The sequence below is a fragment of the Bradyrhizobium sp. WYCCWR15520 genome (genome assembly GCF_056174665.1).
Map to the genome: position 1 here is coordinate 106,445 of NZ_JBWBWM010000009.1, position 17,015 is coordinate 123,459.

Consider the following 17,015-nt stretch of genomic DNA (forward strand, 5'->3'; position numbering starts at 1 on the left):
CGGCACGGCGTGTTAGGTCAACGCCAGCGCGGGTGTAGCTCAATGGTAGAGCAGCAGCCTTCCAAGCTGAATACGAGGGTTCGATTCCCTTCACCCGCTCCAGCCTTCGCTCGCAAAGCGAGGGAAGGCTGCCGCGCCGAAGCCCAGTGGGCGAAGGCGGGCTCGTGGCCGCGAGCTACGGCTCGGCAAGCCGTGGCATGAACGGGAAGCGAGCGGTCTTTGTTTGACGGGAAGGACGGGCGGCAGGCCTGATGCGCATCATCTACTTCAGCCTCGGTTGGGTGATGGTCGCGCTCGGCGTGATTGGCCTCGTGATGCCGCTGATGCCGGGGGTGGTTTTCCTGATCGTGGCAGCGTGGTGCTTTGCGCGCTCGTCGCCGCGGTTCGAGGCATGGCTGCTCGATCATCCGACACTTGGCAAACCGCTGCGGGATTGGCGCGCCACGGGAGCCATCCCACGGCCGGCCAAGGCCACGGCGTGCGCGGGAATGACGATCGGGTTTGTCGTGTTCTGGTACAGCGTCGATCCATCGCTGCCCCTTGCCGCGGCTGTAGCGCTGCTGTTCCTTGCCTGTGCCGGATATGTGGTATCGCGTCCGGCGATGGCCGATCAGGATTCCTCGATCTAGCAGGCAGGGCATCTATCCCGTGCATTTCTCGGTCGAGATGTGCGCGGTAACCATGCCGCACGGAACGCCTGCACTCGCCACAAAATCAGTCCGATTGAGACACAATGTCGGCGACTAGCGTTGAAACGCTGTCCACTCGTGCGACGCGCAGCACGTAAAACAAAAACAATAAAAATACATTGTGGGGATACAAAAGGGGGGCGCCGCTATGCGGGCTGGTATCGATTCACGTCGACAAATCGAGCAAATATCCTCTCCGGCAGGTGGGACCGTCCGCCGGCTTTTCGCCGCGCCTTTGGGCAGGGCGGCTACGGCGCTGATGCTGGCCGCAATGGCGGGGCCGGCTTTCGGGCAGGGCTTGGCGGCGGGCCCGGGCGCCAATGAGATCCGGATCGGCAATACCATGCCCTATACCGGCCCGGCTTCCGCCTATGGCGTGATCGGCAAGGTGATGGCGGCCTATTTCGAGAAGGTCAACGCCGAGGGTGGCATCAGGGGTCGCAAGATCAATTTCATCTCCTATGATGACGCCTACAATCCGACCAAGACGATGGAGGCGACCCGCAAGCTCGTCGAGGAAGACAACGTTCTCTTTATCCTGGCGAGCCTCGGCACCAATACCAGCCAGGCCGTTCATCCCTATTTGAATGCCAAGAAAATCCCGCAGCTCTTCGTCGCCTCGGGCGCGACGATGTGGGACCAGCCACGCGACTTTCCCTGGACCATGGGCTTCCTGCCCAGCTACCAGACCGAAGCCCACATCTATTCGCAGTATCTCCTGGAGAACCATCCGCGCAGCAAGGTCGCGGTGCTTTATCAGGACGACGGTTTCGGCAAGGACTACCTCAAAGGCCTGAAGGACGGTCTCGGCGGCAAGATTCCGATCGTGGCCGAGGCACCGTACAAGGTGACGGACACCAATATCGACGCCCAGATCGCCAAGCTCAAGGCTTCGGGCGCCGATGTCTTCATGCAATTCACGACGCCGAAATTCGCCACCATGGCGATCAAGCGAAATGCCGAACTCGGCTGGAAGCCGATCCATTTCCTCGCCTCGGTGTCCGAATCGGTATCGTCGGTGATGGTGCCGGCGGGCGTGGAAAACGCCGAAGGAATCATGTCGGCGATGTACCGCCTGGAGGGTGAGGACGCACAGGCCGCCGGGCCCGTGGTGTTCCGCGAATGGAGCGCCTTCATGGAGCGCTATGTCCCGAGCATCAGCAAGTCGAACGGCCAGGCCGTCTACGCCTATCTGAACTCCAGGCTCGTTATCGAGGTGCTGAAGAACTGCGGCGACGACTTCTCGCGCGAAAACATCATGAAGCAGGCCCGCTCGATCAAGGGCTTGCAGATTCCGATGATGGTGCCGGGCATCCTGATCAACACCAGCGCATCCGATCATGCGACGATCGAGCAGATGCGGATGATGCGCTTCACCGGTGGACACTGGCAGTTCTTTGGGCCGGTGCGAAGCGGCATCGATCCGGGCACCGTCAGCGAGTCCTTCAAGACCATCTTCAAGTACGGCACCGCCACCAAGCGCGATCTGGCCAACCAGCTCAACGCCAACACCGTCAGCCTGATGACGGGATCGTTCGGTTCGACCTATGCGCAGGTCGGCGCGGATCTCGCGTCCGTGCTCGACAACGGCACCCATCTGCGGATCCTGCCCGTCATGGGCCGCGGATCGGTTCAGGCGGTGGCGGACATCCTCCTGCTGCGCGGCGTCGACGTCGGCATCGTCCGCAAGGACACGCTTGCCTATCTCGACCGCAAGGACTTCGCCAAGGACATCCGCAACCAGTTCGTCTATGTCGCCAAGATGTTCAACGAGGAAATGCATGTCCTTGCGCCGAAGACGATCACCAGCATGCGGGATCTCGACGGCAAGACCGTGGTGGTCGATCTGCCCGACAGCTCGACCTTCGTGACCGCGATCAACGTGTTCGAGCGTCTCGGGATCCGGCCGCATCTGATTTATCAGGAGCCGCGGCTGGCGGTGGACATGCTGCGCAAGGGCGAGGTTGACGCGATCGTTGCGATCGAAGGCAAGCCGTTGCAGTGGCTGAACCAGATCACCGATCGCAACCTGCATCTGGTCCCGGTCGAGTACGCCAAGACTCTGCAGGAGGAGTATCTGCCGTCCAAGCTTTCGTCGGCGGACTATCCGAATCTGGTGGCGGAAGGCGGATCGGTCGAGACGGTTGCGGCCGAAGCGGTGCTGGCCTCGTATAACTGGGCGCCGAACAGCGATCGCTACCGCCGCCTGTCGCTGCTGGTGGACACGATGTTCGACAAGGTCGCGCAATTGCAGCGTCCGCCGTTCCATCCGAAGTGGAAGGAAATGGCGCCACGGGCAACGATATCGGGCTGGACCCGCTTCAAGGCGGCGCAGGAATGGCTCGACCGCAACATGCCGCTGGCTGCGGGTTCAGCCGTGTCGGCAGCATCGGGTGCTGCGCCGGCCACAGCACTTGCCCCGCAGGAACGCGATCCCCTCTATCGCGAGTTCCTGGAATGGCGTGCCAACCGCGCCAAGGCCAGCGCCAAGTAATCAGGCCGGTCAGCACGGTTTGACCACAGGACGGCCCCGCTTCGGCGGACCGTCCTTGCTCCTGGAATCCGGCGCCCTACGCATGCCGTATTTTAGTCGGTATCGTCGGCAAGGGTGCTCGGGAATCCAATAACAGGTTGTATTGGCGCAACTATGCCGCGAATCCGCGTTCGCGGGGGGCGGCCGATGCCGGTTTGGTAACGCTTTTGGTAACACTAATGTCGGCATTGTCGCGGCGGAACACACGGTCGACTAACTGCGCGCCGCGACTGGGGCTTGACACAAAATCAATCGAATTGAGACACAATGTCAGCGAGTAGGACTGAAACGCTGCCCGTCTGGCTGCTCGAAAAATGGCACAGTTTGTATTGGGGGACAGGTAAATGTGGGCTTTGATCTACACTAGTAGGGCGGCGGTGCAATTGTCCGGGTCAGTGGCCCGTGGCACCTTGCGCCGGCTTTTCACCGCGCCGCGGCGCAATGCAGCGGCCGCATTGGTCGTGGCCGCGATGGCCGGCTCGGCGATCAGCGATCAGGTGCACGCCGCACCTCCGGGCCCCAATGAAATCCGCATTGGCAACACCGCGCCCTATACCGGTCCGGCCTCCGCCTACGGCGTTATCGCCAAGGTCGTCGCGGCCTATCTGGACAAGATCAATGCCGAGGGCGGGATCAATGGCCGCAAGGTCAATATGATCACCTATGACGACGCCTACGAGCCCACCAAGACGATGGAGATGACCCGCAAGCTCGTCGAGGAGGACCAGGTCCTCCTGACCTTGGGGACCATCGGCACGAACACGAATGCCGCGATCCAGCCCTATCTGAACTCGAAGAAAGTCCCGCAGCTTTTTGCCTTGTCGGGTGCCGCGGCCTGGGACCAGCCGCGCGAGTTTCCCTGGACCATCGGCTTCCTGCCGACCTACACGGCTGAAGCTCAGATCTTTGCGCAGTACCTGCTGGAGAACCATCCCCGCAGCCGGATCGCCGTCCTCTATCAGGAGGACGGAATGGGCAAGGAATACCTGAAGGGCCTGAAGGACGGCCTGGGTGGCAAGATGCCGATCGTGGCCGAGGCCCCCTATAAAGTCACGGACACCACCATTGATGCGCAGATGGCCAAGCTGAAGGCCTCCGGCGCCGACGTCCTCATTGAGTTCACCACGCCGAAATTCGCTGTCATGGCGATCCGGCGTGCCGCCGAACTCGGTTGGAAGCCGCTACAGTTTGCCGCGTCGATCTCCAATTCGTACTCGGCGGTGATTCAGCCGGCGGGCCCGCAAAATGCCGAAGGCCTGTTGTCTGCGGCCTACAGGCTCGAGGGCGAAGACTCGGCTGCGGCGGGCGACGCAGTGTTCCGCGAGTGGAGCGCCTTCATGCAGCGCTATGTCCCGAGCGTGAGCAAGACCAACGGCCAGGCGGTCCTCGGCTATCTGGTCGGCAGGTTGACGGTCGAGGTGCTGAAGAACTGCGGCGATGACCTGTCGCGCGAAAACATCATGAAGCAGGCCCGCTTGCTCAAGGGCATCCAGCTTCCGATGATGGTGCAGGGCATCCTGATCAATACCAGCCCGTCCGACCACGCGCCGATCGAGCAGATGCGGATGATGCGCTTCACCAACGGCCAGTGGCAGCACTTCGGCCCGGTGCGAAGCGGCATCGATCCGGGCGCCGTCAGCGATTCCTTCAAGACCATCTTCAAGTACGGCACCGCCACCAAGCGCGATCTGGCCAACCAGCTCAACGCCAACACGGTGAGCTTGATGACGGGTTCGTTCGGCTCCACCTATGCCCAGGTCGGCGCGGATCTCGCATCCGTGCTCGACAGCGGTACCAGCCTGCGGATCCTGCCCGTCATGGGCCGCGGATCGGTGCAGGCGGTGTCGGATATCCTGTTGCTGAGGGGTGTCGATGCCGGCATCGTCCGCAAGGACACGCTGTCCTATCTCGACCGCAAGGACTTCGCCAAGGATATCCGCAACCAGTTCGTCTATGTGGCGAAGATGTTCAACGAGGAAATGCACGTCCTCGCGCCCAGGACGATCACCAGCATGCGTGACCTCGACGGCAAGACCGTGGTGGTCGATCTGCCTGACAGCTCGACCTTCGTGACCGCGATCAACGTGTTCGAGCGTCTCGGTATCCGGCCGCATCTGATTTATCAGGAGCCGCGTCTGGCGCTGGACATGCTGCGCAAGGGCGAGGTTGACGCGATCGTTGCGATCGAAGGCAAGCCGTTGCAGTGGCTGAACCAGATCACCGATCGCAACCTGCATCTGGTCCCGGTCGAGTACGCCAAGCAGGTCCAGGAAGAATATCTGCCGTCCAAGCTTACGTCGGCGGACTACCCGGGCCTGGTGCCGGAAGGCGGCTTCGTCGAGACGATCGCGGCCGAAGCGGTGCTGGCCTCGTATAACTGGGCGCCGAACAGCGACCGCTACCGCCGCCTGGCGCTGCTGGTGGACACGATGTTCGACAAGGTGTCGCAGTTGCAGCGTCCGCCGTTCCATCCGAAGTGGAAGGAAATGGCGCCGCGCGCGACGGTATCGGGATGGACGCGCTTCAAGGCGGCGCAGGAATGGCTCGACCGCAACATGCCGCTGCCTCCGGGCTCGGCCGTGTCGGCGGCATCGGGTGCCGTTCAGGCGCCGGCGCCGGTTACCTCGCCAGCCACAGCACTTGCCCCGCAGGAACGCGATCCGCTGTACCGCGAATTCCTGGAGTGGCGCGCGAGCCGCGCCAAGGCCAGCAGCAACCGGTAGCTACAGTAATTACGGTTGACGATGGAACGGCCCGCCTTGGCGGGCCGTTCTGTTTTCAGCAACGTCCAGGCTGTTCCTTTGCCTGCAATGCCGCATTGACGCTGCGGTCAGTCCGGCTGCCTTGCGCGCCGGCGAGTGTGGCGAACGGATGGCGTCATGCCGACAACGCAGGGCTCAGCCGTATAAAATAGTGTATCGGCAAGCATCAAAGCGCCGGACGCGATCCGCGCCACCACGCCAAAAACTTTCGGAGGAAGTTCATGTCGGCTCTGCCACTTTCGGGCATCAAAATTCTCGACCTGACACGGGTGCTCGCGGGGCCCTTGTCGGCGCAGATGCTGGCCGATCTCGGTGCAGAGGTGATCAAGATCGAACGTCCCGGCGGTGGCGACGATGCGCGCGCCTTCGGCCCGCCATACCTCAAGGACCCCGAGGGCAAGCAGAACAACAACAACTCGTTTTACCTCTGCGCCAACCGCAACAAGAAATCCGTCACCGTCAATATCGCAAGCCCGGAAGGGCAGGACATCATCCGCGAACTCGCCAAGAGCTGCGACGTGATGATGGAGAACTACAAGGTCGGCGATCTCAAGCGCTACAAGCTCGATTACGAATCGATCAAGGCGATCAATCCCGGCATCATCTATTGCTCGGTGACCGGCTTTGGCCAGACCGGCCCTTATGCGCCGCGCGCCGGCTATGACGCGATCCTGCAGGCGATGGGCGGGCTGATGAGCGTCACCGGCCATATTGACGGCGAGCCGGGTGCCGGTCCGATGAAGGTCGGCCCCTCCATCGTCGACTACATGACCGGCATGAACTCCTCGATCGGCATTCTGGCCGCGCTCTATCACCGCAAGGCCAATGGCGGGGAGGGGCAGCATGTCGACGTCTGCCTGTTCGACACCGTGATCGCTGCGCTGTCGCATTACGCGCAGATCTTCCTCGTCAACGGCCAGACCCCGCCGCGGCGCGGCACCTGGGGCAATGGCGGCATGCCGGCGGGCGTATTCCGCTGCACCGATGGCGAACTGATGCTGGTGGTCGGCAATGACGGTCAATTCCAGCGTACCTGCGCGGTGCTCGGCGCGCCTGAACTCGCGACCGATCCGCGCTTCGTCAAGAACAACGACCGCGTCGTCCATGGCAAGGAGATCATGGCAATCTTCGCCGGTCACTTCCTGAAGAAGCCCGTCGCCCATTGGCTGGAAGAACTGGAGAAGGCCGGCGTGCCCTCAGGCCCGATCAACGATTTCTCGCAGGTGTTTTCCGATGAGCATGTCCGCTCGCGCGGCATGCAGGTCAAGGTCGACCACCCCTTCGAGTCCGACCTGTCGCTGATCCGCAATGCCATCACCTTCTCCGGCACCCCGGTGAAGACCTACCGCGCCCCGCCGCTGCTCGGTGCTGATACGAAGGACGTGCTGGCGACGATCGGCTACGACGCAGCCAAGGTGGAAGCGTTGAAGGCGCAGAAGATCGTCTAAACTGCACCCCAGCCGCGACGCTGCCTTTACTCGGCCAGTTCGCGCATGACCTTGATCAGGTCGGATTTGCCTTCGAAGCCGATGCCCGGCAAATCCGGCATGATGATGTGGCCGTCCTCGACGCGAACGGAGTCGGGGAAGCCGCCGTAGGGCTGAAAGAGGTCCGGGTAGCTCTCATTGCCGCCCAGGCCGAGGCCTGCCGCAATGTTCAGCGACATCTGGTGCCCGCCATGGGGGATGCAACGGGACGGCGACCAGCCGTGCTGCGCCAGGACATCGAGCGTCCGGAGATATTCGACAAGCCCGTACGACAGCGCGCAATCGAACTGCAGCCAGTCGCGGTCGGGCCGCATGCCGCCGTAGCGGAGCAGGTTGCGCGCATCCTGGTGTGAGAACAGATTCTCGCCCGTCGCCATCGGGCCCGGATAGAATTCCGAGAGAGCGGCCTGCAGGGCGTAGTCGAGGGGATCGCCGGCCTCCTCATACCAGAACAGCGGATAGTCACGCAGCATCTTCGCGTAGGCGATTGCGGTCTCAAGATCGAAGCGTCCGTTGGCATCGACGGCAAGCCGCGCTTGCGAACCGATTTCCTTCAGCACGGCCTCGATCCGCCCACGATCTTCGTCGATCGACGCGCCGCCGATCTTCATTTTCACCACGTTGTAGCCGCGGTTGAGATAGCCGCGCATTTCCGCTCGTAGCGCGGAATTGTCCTTGCCAGGGTAGTAGTAGCCGCCTGCCGCATACACGAAGACTTTGGGATTGGCTTCGCAGCCCTTCCTTTCGGCGAGAAGGCGAAACAGCGGCTTGCCCGCGATCTTGGCAACCGCGTCCCATATAGCCATGTCGAGCGTGCCGACCGCTACGGAACGTTCGCCGTGCCCGCCGGGCTTCTCGTTCACCATCATCGCCGCCCAGATGCGATGTGGATCGAGATTGGTGCCGTTATCGTCGAGAAGGGTCCTGGGTTCGGCCTCGACGATTCGATTGCGAAAGCGTTCCCGGATCAGGCCGCCCTGACCATAGCGGCCGTTGGAATTGAAACCGTATCCGACCACGCGGCGGCCGTCGCGCACGACATCCGTCACAACGGCGACCAGGCTCGCCGTCATCTTCGAAAAGTCGATGTAGGCATTCCGGATCGGAGAGGCGATCGGCTTGGTGATTTCGACGACATCGACAATACGCATGGGATTCCTTCCGTGTGACTCGCAGATCGCCAGATCCGTCTCGCTGAACTGGCTATGCCGGAAACGGCTGTACCGAAGGTGCTCTCACCAGCAGCGCATCTGACAAGGGGCTTCGGCTGTTGCCCTCGTTCGAGGGAACGTTAGAGCTGTATTTCGCGCCGGGCTAATGCTATTCCCGCAACTGGTTATGTTCATTTGGCATTACCAATGGAATTGATCTGGTTTGAGGACTATCTGGCGCTCGCGGAAACCCTGAATTTTTCCAGGGCGGCGGAGTTACGCCACGTCACGCAGCCAGCCTTCAGCCGCAGGATTCGCGCACTTGAGGGATGGGTCGGCGCGGCCTTGTTTACCCGCACGACACACGGCGTGGCGCTCACGCCTGCAGGCAAACATTTCCACGATCAGGCGGAGGTCCTGACCCGGGCCCTGCACCAGCTCCGGCGCGACACGCTCGAAGTCTCCGAGCGCCACGTCAGGCCGTTGTCGATCGCGGCGACGCACGCGCTTTCCTTCACGTTTTTCCCGAAATGGGTCCGCCGCAACGACAAGGTTTTGGCGCTCGGCAACCTCAACCTGATCTCCGACAGCATGCAGGCGTGCGAGCAGATGATGTTGCGGGGCGACGCGCAGTTTCTGCTTTGTCATCACCACAAGAACATGAGCAGCCGGATCGGGTCCGGCCAATTCAGGAGCATCGCGGTCGGCGCCGACACGCTCCTTCCGTTGAGCGCGCTTGCCGCAAACGGCGTTGCGCGGTGGAGGCTTCGTCGCGGCGAACCGGTGAAGTACCTTGCCTATAGCGCGCAATCAGGGTTGGGCCGGATCGTCGCAGCTCAATGGGGTGCGAAAGATCGTCCTTTCGCGCTTGAGACGGTCTTTACGTCGCATCTTGCCGCCACGCTGCTGTCGATGGCCCGCGCGGGAGATGGCGTGGCATGGCTGCCCCGGACGTTGGCGGAGGAGGACATCTCGGCCGGGCTGCTGGTTGAAGCCGGCAAACTCGAATTTCAGATACCGATCGAAATCCGCCTGTTTCGTCCCGCGGCGCGTCAGAGCAAGGCGGTCGAAGCGATCTGGTCGGCCTTCGAGCGCAACTGACGTTGTTCAATTCAGCGGGTCAGGCGCCGCTCTGATCTCGACGTCGACACTTCTACCCAAATCGAAGCATGCTGGCGTAGAATTGCGCTAGCATGCACCCTCGATCGATCCGCTCGAGAGGTGTAACGATGAAACGGGAAGTCATTCGTGTCGAGCCGATGTCGTCCTGGCTTGCGAAGCGGAATGCGCCGGTCTCGCCGGTGACGCGCGGCGGTGGCATGGTCTTCGTCTCGGGCCTGCCGCCGTTCGATCCCGAGACCGGCGAACTCTTCACCGGCCCGATCGAGCGTCAGACAGAACTCGTCCTCCAGCAACTCAAACTATGCCTGGAGACCGCGGGCACGTCGCTGCAGAATGTGATGAAGTGCAACGTCTACTGCACCTCGGTTGCGCACTTCGCGTCCGTCAACGCGATCTATGCGCGCTACTTTCCGGAAGATCCGCCGGCGCGCATCTTCGTTTGCGTGCCCGAATGGTTCGCGCCATTCGATATCGAGATCGACTGCGTCGCGGTGACGTAGGGCCTTCCAGTTCAGCGCAGGCCCTGACGATCAACGAGGATCCGGTGGATCTGAATGAACTCCGGCAGCTCGATCAGGAACTCTGCGTCGCGCGCGAGATGATGAACCTTGGTCGGCTCGCCCTTGGTGAAAGCCGTCATCGACTTAAGGTCCGGCCAATAGGAGATGGTAGTGAACCAGCTCTCGTGCTCGCGATCCTCCCGGAATAGCTGAACGCCGAGCGCGGTCTTCTCCAGCGGCGGAATTCCGTCGGTCTTGATATAGGCTTCATAGCTGTCCGCGACGTCGGGCCGCGTCCGGCCACGCCAGATGCGCGCAATGGTCGGCTGGGTTGGCATCGGCAGTTCCTTCCAAAATGTCGGCAGTGATGAGGGGCAGTTTTCCCGGCGCGACAACGGTGGGGCTGGCGCTCTGTTCCCGCTCAATCGCGAAGTCACACAGATCGTAGGATGGGTAGAGCGAAGCGAAACCCATCACCTATGGGCGCACGCGATTGATGGGTATCGCTTCGCTCCACCCATCCTACGCAGTTGAGCATGCGGCCGCTATTCCACCGCCTCAATCCATTCCGCGGCGCCGCGCCACAGCGTGGCGCGATGCTCGGGCTTGAAAAAACCGAGATGCCCGATCTTCTCACTTCCTGCATCCGCAGGCCTCACGGTGATGATCTCGGGCTTGATCGACGTAAAACCCGCGCACAGCAATTCGACCGCGGGCCGCGTCGCCCAGGGATCGTCGGCCATGCAGAGCGCGCGCAAGGCACCTCTGTAGTTCGGAAAATTCTGCAAGGCGTCAAGCCTGGCATCGTCGAACAGATAGCGCGGGCTCATCACCCAGCCGACCCATTGCAGGAAGGCATCCTTCGGCAGGTCCATGCCAAGGCCGGCCTTGCCCGGCATGTAGCCGAGCGCGCGGGTGAGGGGACTTCCGACAAAATTCAGCATGGCGTAGACGCGGTAGCGCTCGGGCGAGGCCATCAGTTTCCAGTAGCCGGCCTGGGCGGCGACGAACAGCGCGCGTGAAATCTGCGAATTGTTCGGCAATAGACCGAGGGCTTGGCCGCCGAACGAATGTCCGACATAGGCGAAGGGCAGCGCCTTGTAACGCTCGCGCATCCAGGCCACTGCCGCGGTGATGTCCTGCGCCGCCCAGTCCGACATCGAGGCCTTGAAGCCGACCAGCGATTTCGGCCCGACGGTGCCGGTCGTCGCCTTCTGTCTGGAATCGCCGGTGCCGCGGTAGTCGTAGGTCAGAACCGCGCAACCGCGGTTGGCGAGGTAGCTGGCAAAGCCGCGGTAGAGCTTTCGGGGGACCGCGGTCGCCGAATTGATCAGGACGGCCTGGCGCTTGGCCCCGCGGGGCAGAAACAGCGTCGCGGCCAGGGGGTATCCGTCCGTCGCGGGCACCGTGATGTCGTCGCTAAAAACGTCGTCCAGCCCCGGCTCGGCCACTGCTTCTTCTCCTCAGCTTTCGCGAGCGGCCCCAGCAAATGCGAATTCGGCTTTTACCGCAAGGGCTTGATGGGGATACCTGAAATCTAACTGGCGGTCGGTCACAGGCCTGTGTATAAACCGGCCCTTCACAATCGCCATTAAGTTGCGGTTTTTGCTCAGGAGTTAAGGTCATGTCCGAGCGGTGGACGCCCGATAGCTGGCGCACCAGGCCGGTGCTGCAGGTCCCGGAATATCCCGATGCCAAGGCATTGGCCGATGTCGAGGCGCAGCTCGCCACGTTTCCCCCGCTGGTGTTCGCCGGCGAAGCCCGCAGCCTGAAGAAGGCGCTGGCGCGCGTCGCCGCCGGCGAAGCTTTTCTGCTGCAGGGCGGCGATTGCGCCGAGAGCTTTGCCGAGCATGGCGCCAACAACATCCGCGACTTCTTCCGCGTGCTGCTGCAGATGGCTGTCGTCCTGACCTATGCCGGCGCGCTGCCGGTGGTGAAGGTCGGCCGCATCGCCGGGCAGTTCGCCAAACCGCGCTCGTCGAATACCGAGAAGGTTGGCGGCGTCGAGCTGCCGAGCTATCGCGGCGACATCATCAACGACATCGCCTTCACTCCGGAAGCGCGCATCCCGGATCCGCAGCGCCAGTTGATGGCCTACCGGCAGTCGGCTGCGACACTTAACCTGTTGCGCGCGTTTGCCACCGGCGGCTTTGCCAATCTCGGCAGCGTGCATCAGTGGATGCTCGGCTTCCTCAAGGATTCCCCGCAGTCGCGGCGCTACAAGGAGCTGGCGGACCGCATTTCGGACGCGCTGAACTTCATGCGCGCCTGCGGGCTTGATCTGGAAAGCCATCCCGAACTGCGCGCCACCGATTTCTACACCAGCCATGAGGCGCTGCTGCTCGGCTACGAGCAGGCGATGACGCGGGTCGATTCCACCACCGGCGACTGGTACGCCACCTCCGGCCACATGATCTGGATCGGCGACCGCACCCGCCAACTCGATCACGGCCACGTCGAATATTTCCGCGGCATCAAGAACCCGATCGGCCTGAAATGCGGTCCCTCGCTGAAGCCGGACGAGCTGTTGAAGCTGATCGACATCCTCAATCCCGACAACGAGCCGGGACGACTGACGCTGATCAACCGCTTCGGCTCGGACAAGGTCGGCGATCATCTCGCGCCGCTGATCCGTGCCGTGCAGCGGGAAGGGCGGGTCGTGGTCTGGTCGTGCGACCCCATGCACGGCAACACCATCACCTCGACCTCGGGCTACAAGACCCGGCCGTTCGATCGCGTGCTGTCGGAGGTAAAGTCGTTCTTCGCCATCCACGCGGCGGAGGGGACGCATGCCGGCGGCGTGCACCTGGAAATGACCGGGCAGGACGTCACCGAATGCATCGGCGGCGCCCGCGCCATCACCGACGAGGACCTCAACGACCGCTATCACACGGTCTGCGATCCCCGTCTCAACGCCGAACAATCGATCGACATGGCCTTCCTGATCGCCGAACTGCTCAAGCAGGAACGCGCCGGTAAGGACAAGCCGATGCCGGCCGCAGCGGGACTTTGACTTGCTGCGACTTTGGCGAGCCACCATCAACACGCGTAACGGCCTCGCTTTTGCGATCCGATCGGAGCAGGCCGTCCGCGAAGAACTGCTTGCGCTGGCGCTTTCGGTGCCGCTGGCCTGGCTGGTCGGCGCGACCGTCATGCGCCGCGTGGAACTAGTCGCGGCCGTCGCCTTTGTGCTTGTGGTCGAGATCCTCAATACCGCGATCGAGAAGCTGGCCGACCGCCTCACTACCGACCACGATCCGCAGATCGGGCGGGTCAAGGATATGGGGTCGGCGGCAGTCGGCGTGGCGCTTCTGATGGTCGGGGCGTTCTGGCTCTTTGCCATCGCCGAACGCATAGGCGCGTTCTAGATATGCGGTACTGATCTGGATCAGAACCGCATATCTAAGCTTTTGTTTTGACGCGTTTTCTTCATGCGAACCGGTTTCAACTTCGCTCGAAAACGCCATCAAAGCAGCAATTGCAGTTTGCTCTTGTGCAAGGCACCATCGCCCCATGACCGACACTTTTACGATCACGCTGGCGCAGTTGAATCCGACGGTCGGCGATATCCCGGGCAACGCGGCCAAGGCGCGCGCCGCGCGCGACAAGGCCAAAGCCGATGGCGCCGATCTCATGGTGCTGCCCGAACTGTTCATCTGCGGCTATCCGCCGGAAGACCTGGTGCTGAAGCCGGCGCTCCAGGCCGCCTGCCGCGCCGCGGTCGAGGAGTTGGCGCGCGAGACGGCGGGGGGCGGGCCGGCGGTGCTGATCGGCACGCCCTGGGTCGAGGATGACAAGCTCTATAATGCCTGTGCGCTGCTCGATCAGGGCCGCATCGCCGCACTTCGCTTCAAGGCTAATTTGCCGAACTATGGCGTGTTCGACGAGAAGCGACTGTTCACGCGCGGTCCCGCTGCCGGGCCGGTGACCGTCCGCGGCATCCGCGTCGGCGTCCCGATCTGCGAGGACATCTGGCTCGAAGAATCCGAAGAATACGAAAACGTCGTCGAGTGCCTCGCCGAGACCGGCGCGGAAATTCTGGTGGTGCCGAACGGCTCGCCCTACGCGCGGGACAAGAACGACCTCCGGCTGTCGATCGCGGTGGCCCGCGTGACCGAGAGCGGGCTGCCGCTGGTCTATCTCAACCAGATCGGCGGGCAGGACGAACTGGTGTTCGACGGCGCCTCGTTCGCGCTCAACGCCGACCTGTCGGTCGCGGTGCAACTGCCGGCGTTCGAGGAGAGCATTGTCACGCTGCGCTGGACCAAGGGCGCCGATGGCTGGCGCTGTTCGGGCCCGGTGGTGCCGCTGGTCGAGGGCGATAAGGGGGATTACGCGGCCTGCGTGCTGGGACTGCGCGATTACGTCCGCAAGAACGGCTTTCCCGGCGTGCTGCTCGGCGTCTCCGGCGGCATCGATTCCGCGCTGTGCGCGGCGATCGCAGTCGATGCGCTCGGCGCCGATCAGGTTCGCGGCGTGATGCTGCCGTTCCGTTTCACCGCGCAGGTGTCGCTGGATGATGCGGCCAGACTGACGAAGGCACTCGGCATCCGTTACGAGGTGCTGCCGATTGCCGATGCTGTCAACGGATTTGAAAAAATCCTGTCGGGCCCCTTCGCCGGCTTGCCGCGCGACATCACCGAAGAGAACCTGCAGGCACGTACCCGCGGCACGCTCTTGATGGCGATTTCCAACAAGACCGGCGCCATGGTGGTTACGACCGGCAACAAGTCGGAAATGTCGGTCGGCTACGCCACCATCTATGGCGACATGAACGGCGGCTTCAATCCGATCAAGGACATCTACAAGACCGAAGTGTTCCGCCTCTCCAGCCTGCGCAACGAGTGGAAGCCGGACGGCGCGCTCGGGCCGTCAGGCGAGGTCATCCCGGTCAACATCATCACGCGGCCGCCGACGGCTGAACTGCGCGAGAACCAGACCGACCAGGATTCGCTGCCGCCCTACGAGATGCTGGACGGCATTCTGGAGCGGCTGGTCGAGCGCGAGGAGCCGCTGGCCACGATCATCGCCGCCGGTTTCCCGGCTGATGTGGTGACGCGGATCGATCGCCTCCTCAATGTCGCCGAATACAAGCGCCGGCAGGCGGCGCCGGGCGTCAAGGTCACGGAAAAGAACTTTGGCCGCGACCGCCGCTATCCCATCACCAACCGCTTCCGCGACAACGGCAAGGAACTGCCGGCCCCCGACGACAAGCTTGTCGCGCGCGCTGGCCGCGCGTCGGCCGATGTGTTTGACGGATAGGCTCTAGCCCAGCGAATTGATGATTTCCCGATGGCTGGGTCACGAGCAGCCATTGCGGGTCGGCTCGCTATCGTCGGCTTTGGCCACAAGGCGGCATTCAGACGGCCTAACCAGGTTCGCTTTTCCCCTGGAGGCAGACATCACGGTTGCCACAGCCCGCGTCCTCCAAGAGTCGAAGCAGACCTCTGGCCGGCCGAGATCCATCTCAACGCAGGACGTTCGGAAGTCTGCCGCGTCATGCCCGCTAAATATCAAACCGGTACACTTGGAGCGATTGATCTTGGGCTCTTGACGAGCGACAATATGGACATGGAGAAGCGCCATCCGATCTGGAAAGATCCTTCTTGGCTTCCCTATTGTCTGGCCATCCTGATATTTTTTTGTTCGCGGGTGGTGGTCGCGCTCGGACTGGTATTCTCTCAAAAATATCTGCCCTCCGGGCCCGATGTCTGGTCTGCGGGACCGATCTGGTACCACCAATTGCTGCAATGGGACTCGGAATGGTATTTCAAGATCGTCACAGATGGCTATCAGTATAACGGCGATCCGACTGTTCAACAGAACATCGTGTTCTACCCGCTGTATCCGATGCTCGCACGGGGCCTGGCGACGATTAGCGGTCTCACGCCTGCGGATGCATTGCTGTTGGTATCGAACGTAGCTGGATTGCTCGCGATCGTCTTGCTTTTCAAGCTGGTTCGCGAGGAATTTGGTGATCAACTGGCTCTCGCCACAATCGCGCTGCTCAGCTTTTTTCCCGCTTCGGTCTTGCTATCGGCCGGATATACCGAGCCCTTGGCACTGCTGCTAATCGTCTCGTTTTTTCTTGCTTTGAAACGAAAATACTACTTGTCGGCAGCACTGCTTGCAGGCTTGGCAGTTTCTACCCGATCAACGGGCGTTGTCCTATTGCCTGTCCTTCTTTGGGAGATGTGGACCAATCGCGATCAGGCGAAGTTCCTTCTTACCCTCGTGCCATGCGTCCTTCTTGCGACGTCGGGCATCTGGCTATTCATGATTTACCTATGGAGCGCTTTCGGAACTCCGTTTGCTTTTGTGGATGGGCAGGTGGCGTTCCATCAAGGAACGACGCTAGCGACAAGATTGATTGCGGCACTAAAGCTTGAGCCGTTCACACGAATGATGCTCAATGATTGGAATCCATGGGGACAAGCTAGCTGGTTTACCTTATTGTTCATCATCCTGATTGTTTTGGGCGGGTCTCGACTGCGCGCAAGCTGGACACTGTTTGCCATGGCTGTCTTGTTGCTACCATATCTAACACTCAGCGGTGGGCCAGCAGGCTTCGTCTCTATGAGTCGATTTAATCTCGTTTCATTTCCCCTGTTTGTTACGTTGGCTGGTTTAGGATTGCGAGCGAAGTGGCTTATGGCAGGAGTGATAGGACTCTTCGGCGCGTCCTTGTTCATGAACACCGCCTTGTTTGCTCGTAGAATTTGGATTGGTTGAGCGCTACAAATACTCGCGATGACATGCTTGAGCAGCGAC

The 17,015-nt window shown here is 61.9% G+C and carries 13 protein-coding genes and 1 tRNA gene; 11 read left to right on the plus strand and 3 right to left on the minus strand.

Translation table 11 applies throughout. From position 1 onward, the window contains the following. The first annotated feature begins 28 nt into the window (after positions 1-28). From AC0QUY_RS12360 to AC0QUY_RS12380, 5 genes are all read left to right on the plus strand, one after another. Positions 29-102 (plus strand) — tRNA-Gly (locus AC0QUY_RS12360). A gap of 149 nt (positions 103-251) precedes the next feature. Then, positions 252-629, plus strand: a complete 378-nt coding sequence (locus AC0QUY_RS12365) for a YbaN family protein (protein WP_475387030.1) — start codon at positions 252-254, stop codon at positions 627-629. 319 nt (positions 630-948) lie between these two features. Continuing rightward, positions 949-3,183 carry an ABC transporter substrate-binding protein gene (locus AC0QUY_RS12370; protein ID WP_475387031.1) on the plus strand — a complete coding sequence of 745 codons (2,235 nt, stop codon included), beginning with the start codon at positions 949-951 and terminating at the stop codon, positions 3,181-3,183. A 383-nt stretch (positions 3,184-3,566) separates the two neighbouring features. Next, entirely contained in the window at positions 3,567-5,945 is a 2,379-nt protein-coding gene (locus AC0QUY_RS12375; protein ID WP_475387032.1) for an ABC transporter substrate-binding protein, read from the plus strand. Between the two features lie 260 nt (positions 5,946-6,205). Beyond that, positions 6,206-7,432, plus strand: a complete 1,227-nt coding sequence (locus AC0QUY_RS12380) for a CaiB/BaiF CoA transferase family protein (RefSeq protein ID WP_475387033.1) — start codon at positions 6,206-6,208, stop codon at positions 7,430-7,432. 26 nt (positions 7,433-7,458) lie between these two features. Here AC0QUY_RS12380 and AC0QUY_RS12385 read toward each other — a convergent pair whose 3' ends face one another. After that, positions 7,459-8,622 carry a mandelate racemase/muconate lactonizing enzyme family protein gene (locus AC0QUY_RS12385; RefSeq protein WP_475387034.1) on the minus strand — a complete coding sequence of 388 codons (1,164 nt, stop codon included), beginning with the start codon at positions 8,620-8,622 and terminating at the stop codon, positions 7,459-7,461. Positions 8,623-8,829: 207 nt separating this feature from the next. Here AC0QUY_RS12385 and AC0QUY_RS12390 point away from each other — a divergent pair, with 207 nt between their 5' ends. Both AC0QUY_RS12390 and AC0QUY_RS12395 read left to right on the plus strand, forming a co-directional pair. Beyond that, complete coding sequence (locus tag AC0QUY_RS12390; protein ID WP_475387035.1) at positions 8,830-9,723, plus strand: LysR family transcriptional regulator; 894 nt, start codon at positions 8,830-8,832, stop codon at positions 9,721-9,723. 128 nt (positions 9,724-9,851) lie between these two features. Further along, a complete protein-coding gene (locus AC0QUY_RS12395) occupies positions 9,852-10,244 on the plus strand; it encodes a RidA family protein (protein ID WP_475387036.1) in 393 nt (130 codons plus the stop codon). An 11-nt stretch (positions 10,245-10,255) separates the two neighbouring features. On the opposite strand, the gene AC0QUY_RS12400 is transcribed toward AC0QUY_RS12395, so the two are convergent. Continuing rightward, positions 10,256-10,582 carry a hypothetical protein gene (locus tag AC0QUY_RS12400; RefSeq protein WP_161853909.1) on the minus strand — a complete coding sequence of 109 codons (327 nt, stop codon included), beginning with the start codon at positions 10,580-10,582 and terminating at the stop codon, positions 10,256-10,258. Between the two features lie 207 nt (positions 10,583-10,789). After that, the gene (locus AC0QUY_RS12405) at positions 10,790-11,695 is read right to left on the minus strand and encodes an alpha/beta hydrolase family protein (protein WP_475387037.1); all 906 of its coding nucleotides are present in this window, start codon (positions 11,693-11,695) and stop codon (positions 10,790-10,792) included. Between the two features lie 173 nt (positions 11,696-11,868). Here AC0QUY_RS12405 and AC0QUY_RS12410 point away from each other — a divergent pair, with 173 nt between their 5' ends. The 4 genes from AC0QUY_RS12410 to AC0QUY_RS12425 all read left to right on the plus strand — a co-directional run bounded on the left by AC0QUY_RS12410 (position 11,869) and on the right by AC0QUY_RS12425 (position 16,976). Continuing rightward, a complete protein-coding gene (locus AC0QUY_RS12410; RefSeq protein WP_161853910.1) occupies positions 11,869-13,257 on the plus strand; it encodes a class II 3-deoxy-7-phosphoheptulonate synthase in 1,389 nt (462 codons plus the stop codon). 1 nt (position 13,258) lies between these two features. Then, positions 13,259-13,612 (plus strand): diacylglycerol kinase, encoded by a 354-nt coding sequence (locus AC0QUY_RS12415; protein WP_161853911.1) that lies wholly within the window; start codon positions 13,259-13,261, stop codon positions 13,610-13,612. Between the two features lie 145 nt (positions 13,613-13,757). Beyond that, positions 13,758-15,506: an NAD+ synthase gene (locus AC0QUY_RS12420; RefSeq protein WP_475387038.1), complete on the plus strand. Its 1,749-nt coding sequence runs from the start codon at positions 13,758-13,760 to the stop codon at positions 15,504-15,506. 30 nt (positions 15,507-15,536) lie between these two features. Further along, positions 15,537-16,976: a glycosyltransferase family 39 protein gene (locus AC0QUY_RS12425; protein ID WP_475387039.1), complete on the plus strand. Its 1,440-nt coding sequence runs from the start codon at positions 15,537-15,539 to the stop codon at positions 16,974-16,976. Positions 16,977-17,015: the final 39 nt, after the last annotated feature.

Coding starts and splice junctions, on each gene's coding strand:
- AC0QUY_RS12370 (WP_475387031.1), top strand. CDS start 949: ATGCTGGCCGCAATGGCGGGGCCGGCTTTCGGGCAGGGCTTGGCGGCG.
- AC0QUY_RS12375 (WP_475387032.1), top strand. CDS start 3,567: ATGTGGGCTTTGATCTACACTAGTAGGGCGGCGGTGCAATTGTCCGGG.
- AC0QUY_RS12390 (WP_475387035.1), top strand. CDS start 8,830: ATGGAATTGATCTGGTTTGAGGACTATCTGGCGCTCGCGGAAACCCTG.
- AC0QUY_RS12425 (WP_475387039.1), top strand. CDS start 15,537: ATGGCTGGGTCACGAGCAGCCATTGCGGGTCGGCTCGCTATCGTCGGC.
- AC0QUY_RS12420 (WP_475387038.1), top strand. CDS start 13,758: ATGACCGACACTTTTACGATCACGCTGGCGCAGTTGAATCCGACGGTC.
- AC0QUY_RS12365 (WP_475387030.1), top strand. CDS start 252: ATGCGCATCATCTACTTCAGCCTCGGTTGGGTGATGGTCGCGCTCGGC.
- AC0QUY_RS12395 (WP_475387036.1), top strand. CDS start 9,852: ATGAAACGGGAAGTCATTCGTGTCGAGCCGATGTCGTCCTGGCTTGCG.
- AC0QUY_RS12385 (WP_475387034.1), bottom strand. CDS start 8,622: ATGCGTATTGTCGATGTCGTCGAAATCACCAAGCCGATCGCCTCTCCG.
- AC0QUY_RS12380 (WP_475387033.1), top strand. CDS start 6,206: ATGTCGGCTCTGCCACTTTCGGGCATCAAAATTCTCGACCTGACACGG.
- AC0QUY_RS12400 (WP_161853909.1), bottom strand. CDS start 10,582: ATGCCAACCCAGCCGACCATTGCGCGCATCTGGCGTGGCCGGACGCGG.
- AC0QUY_RS12410 (WP_161853910.1), top strand. CDS start 11,869: ATGTCCGAGCGGTGGACGCCCGATAGCTGGCGCACCAGGCCGGTGCTG.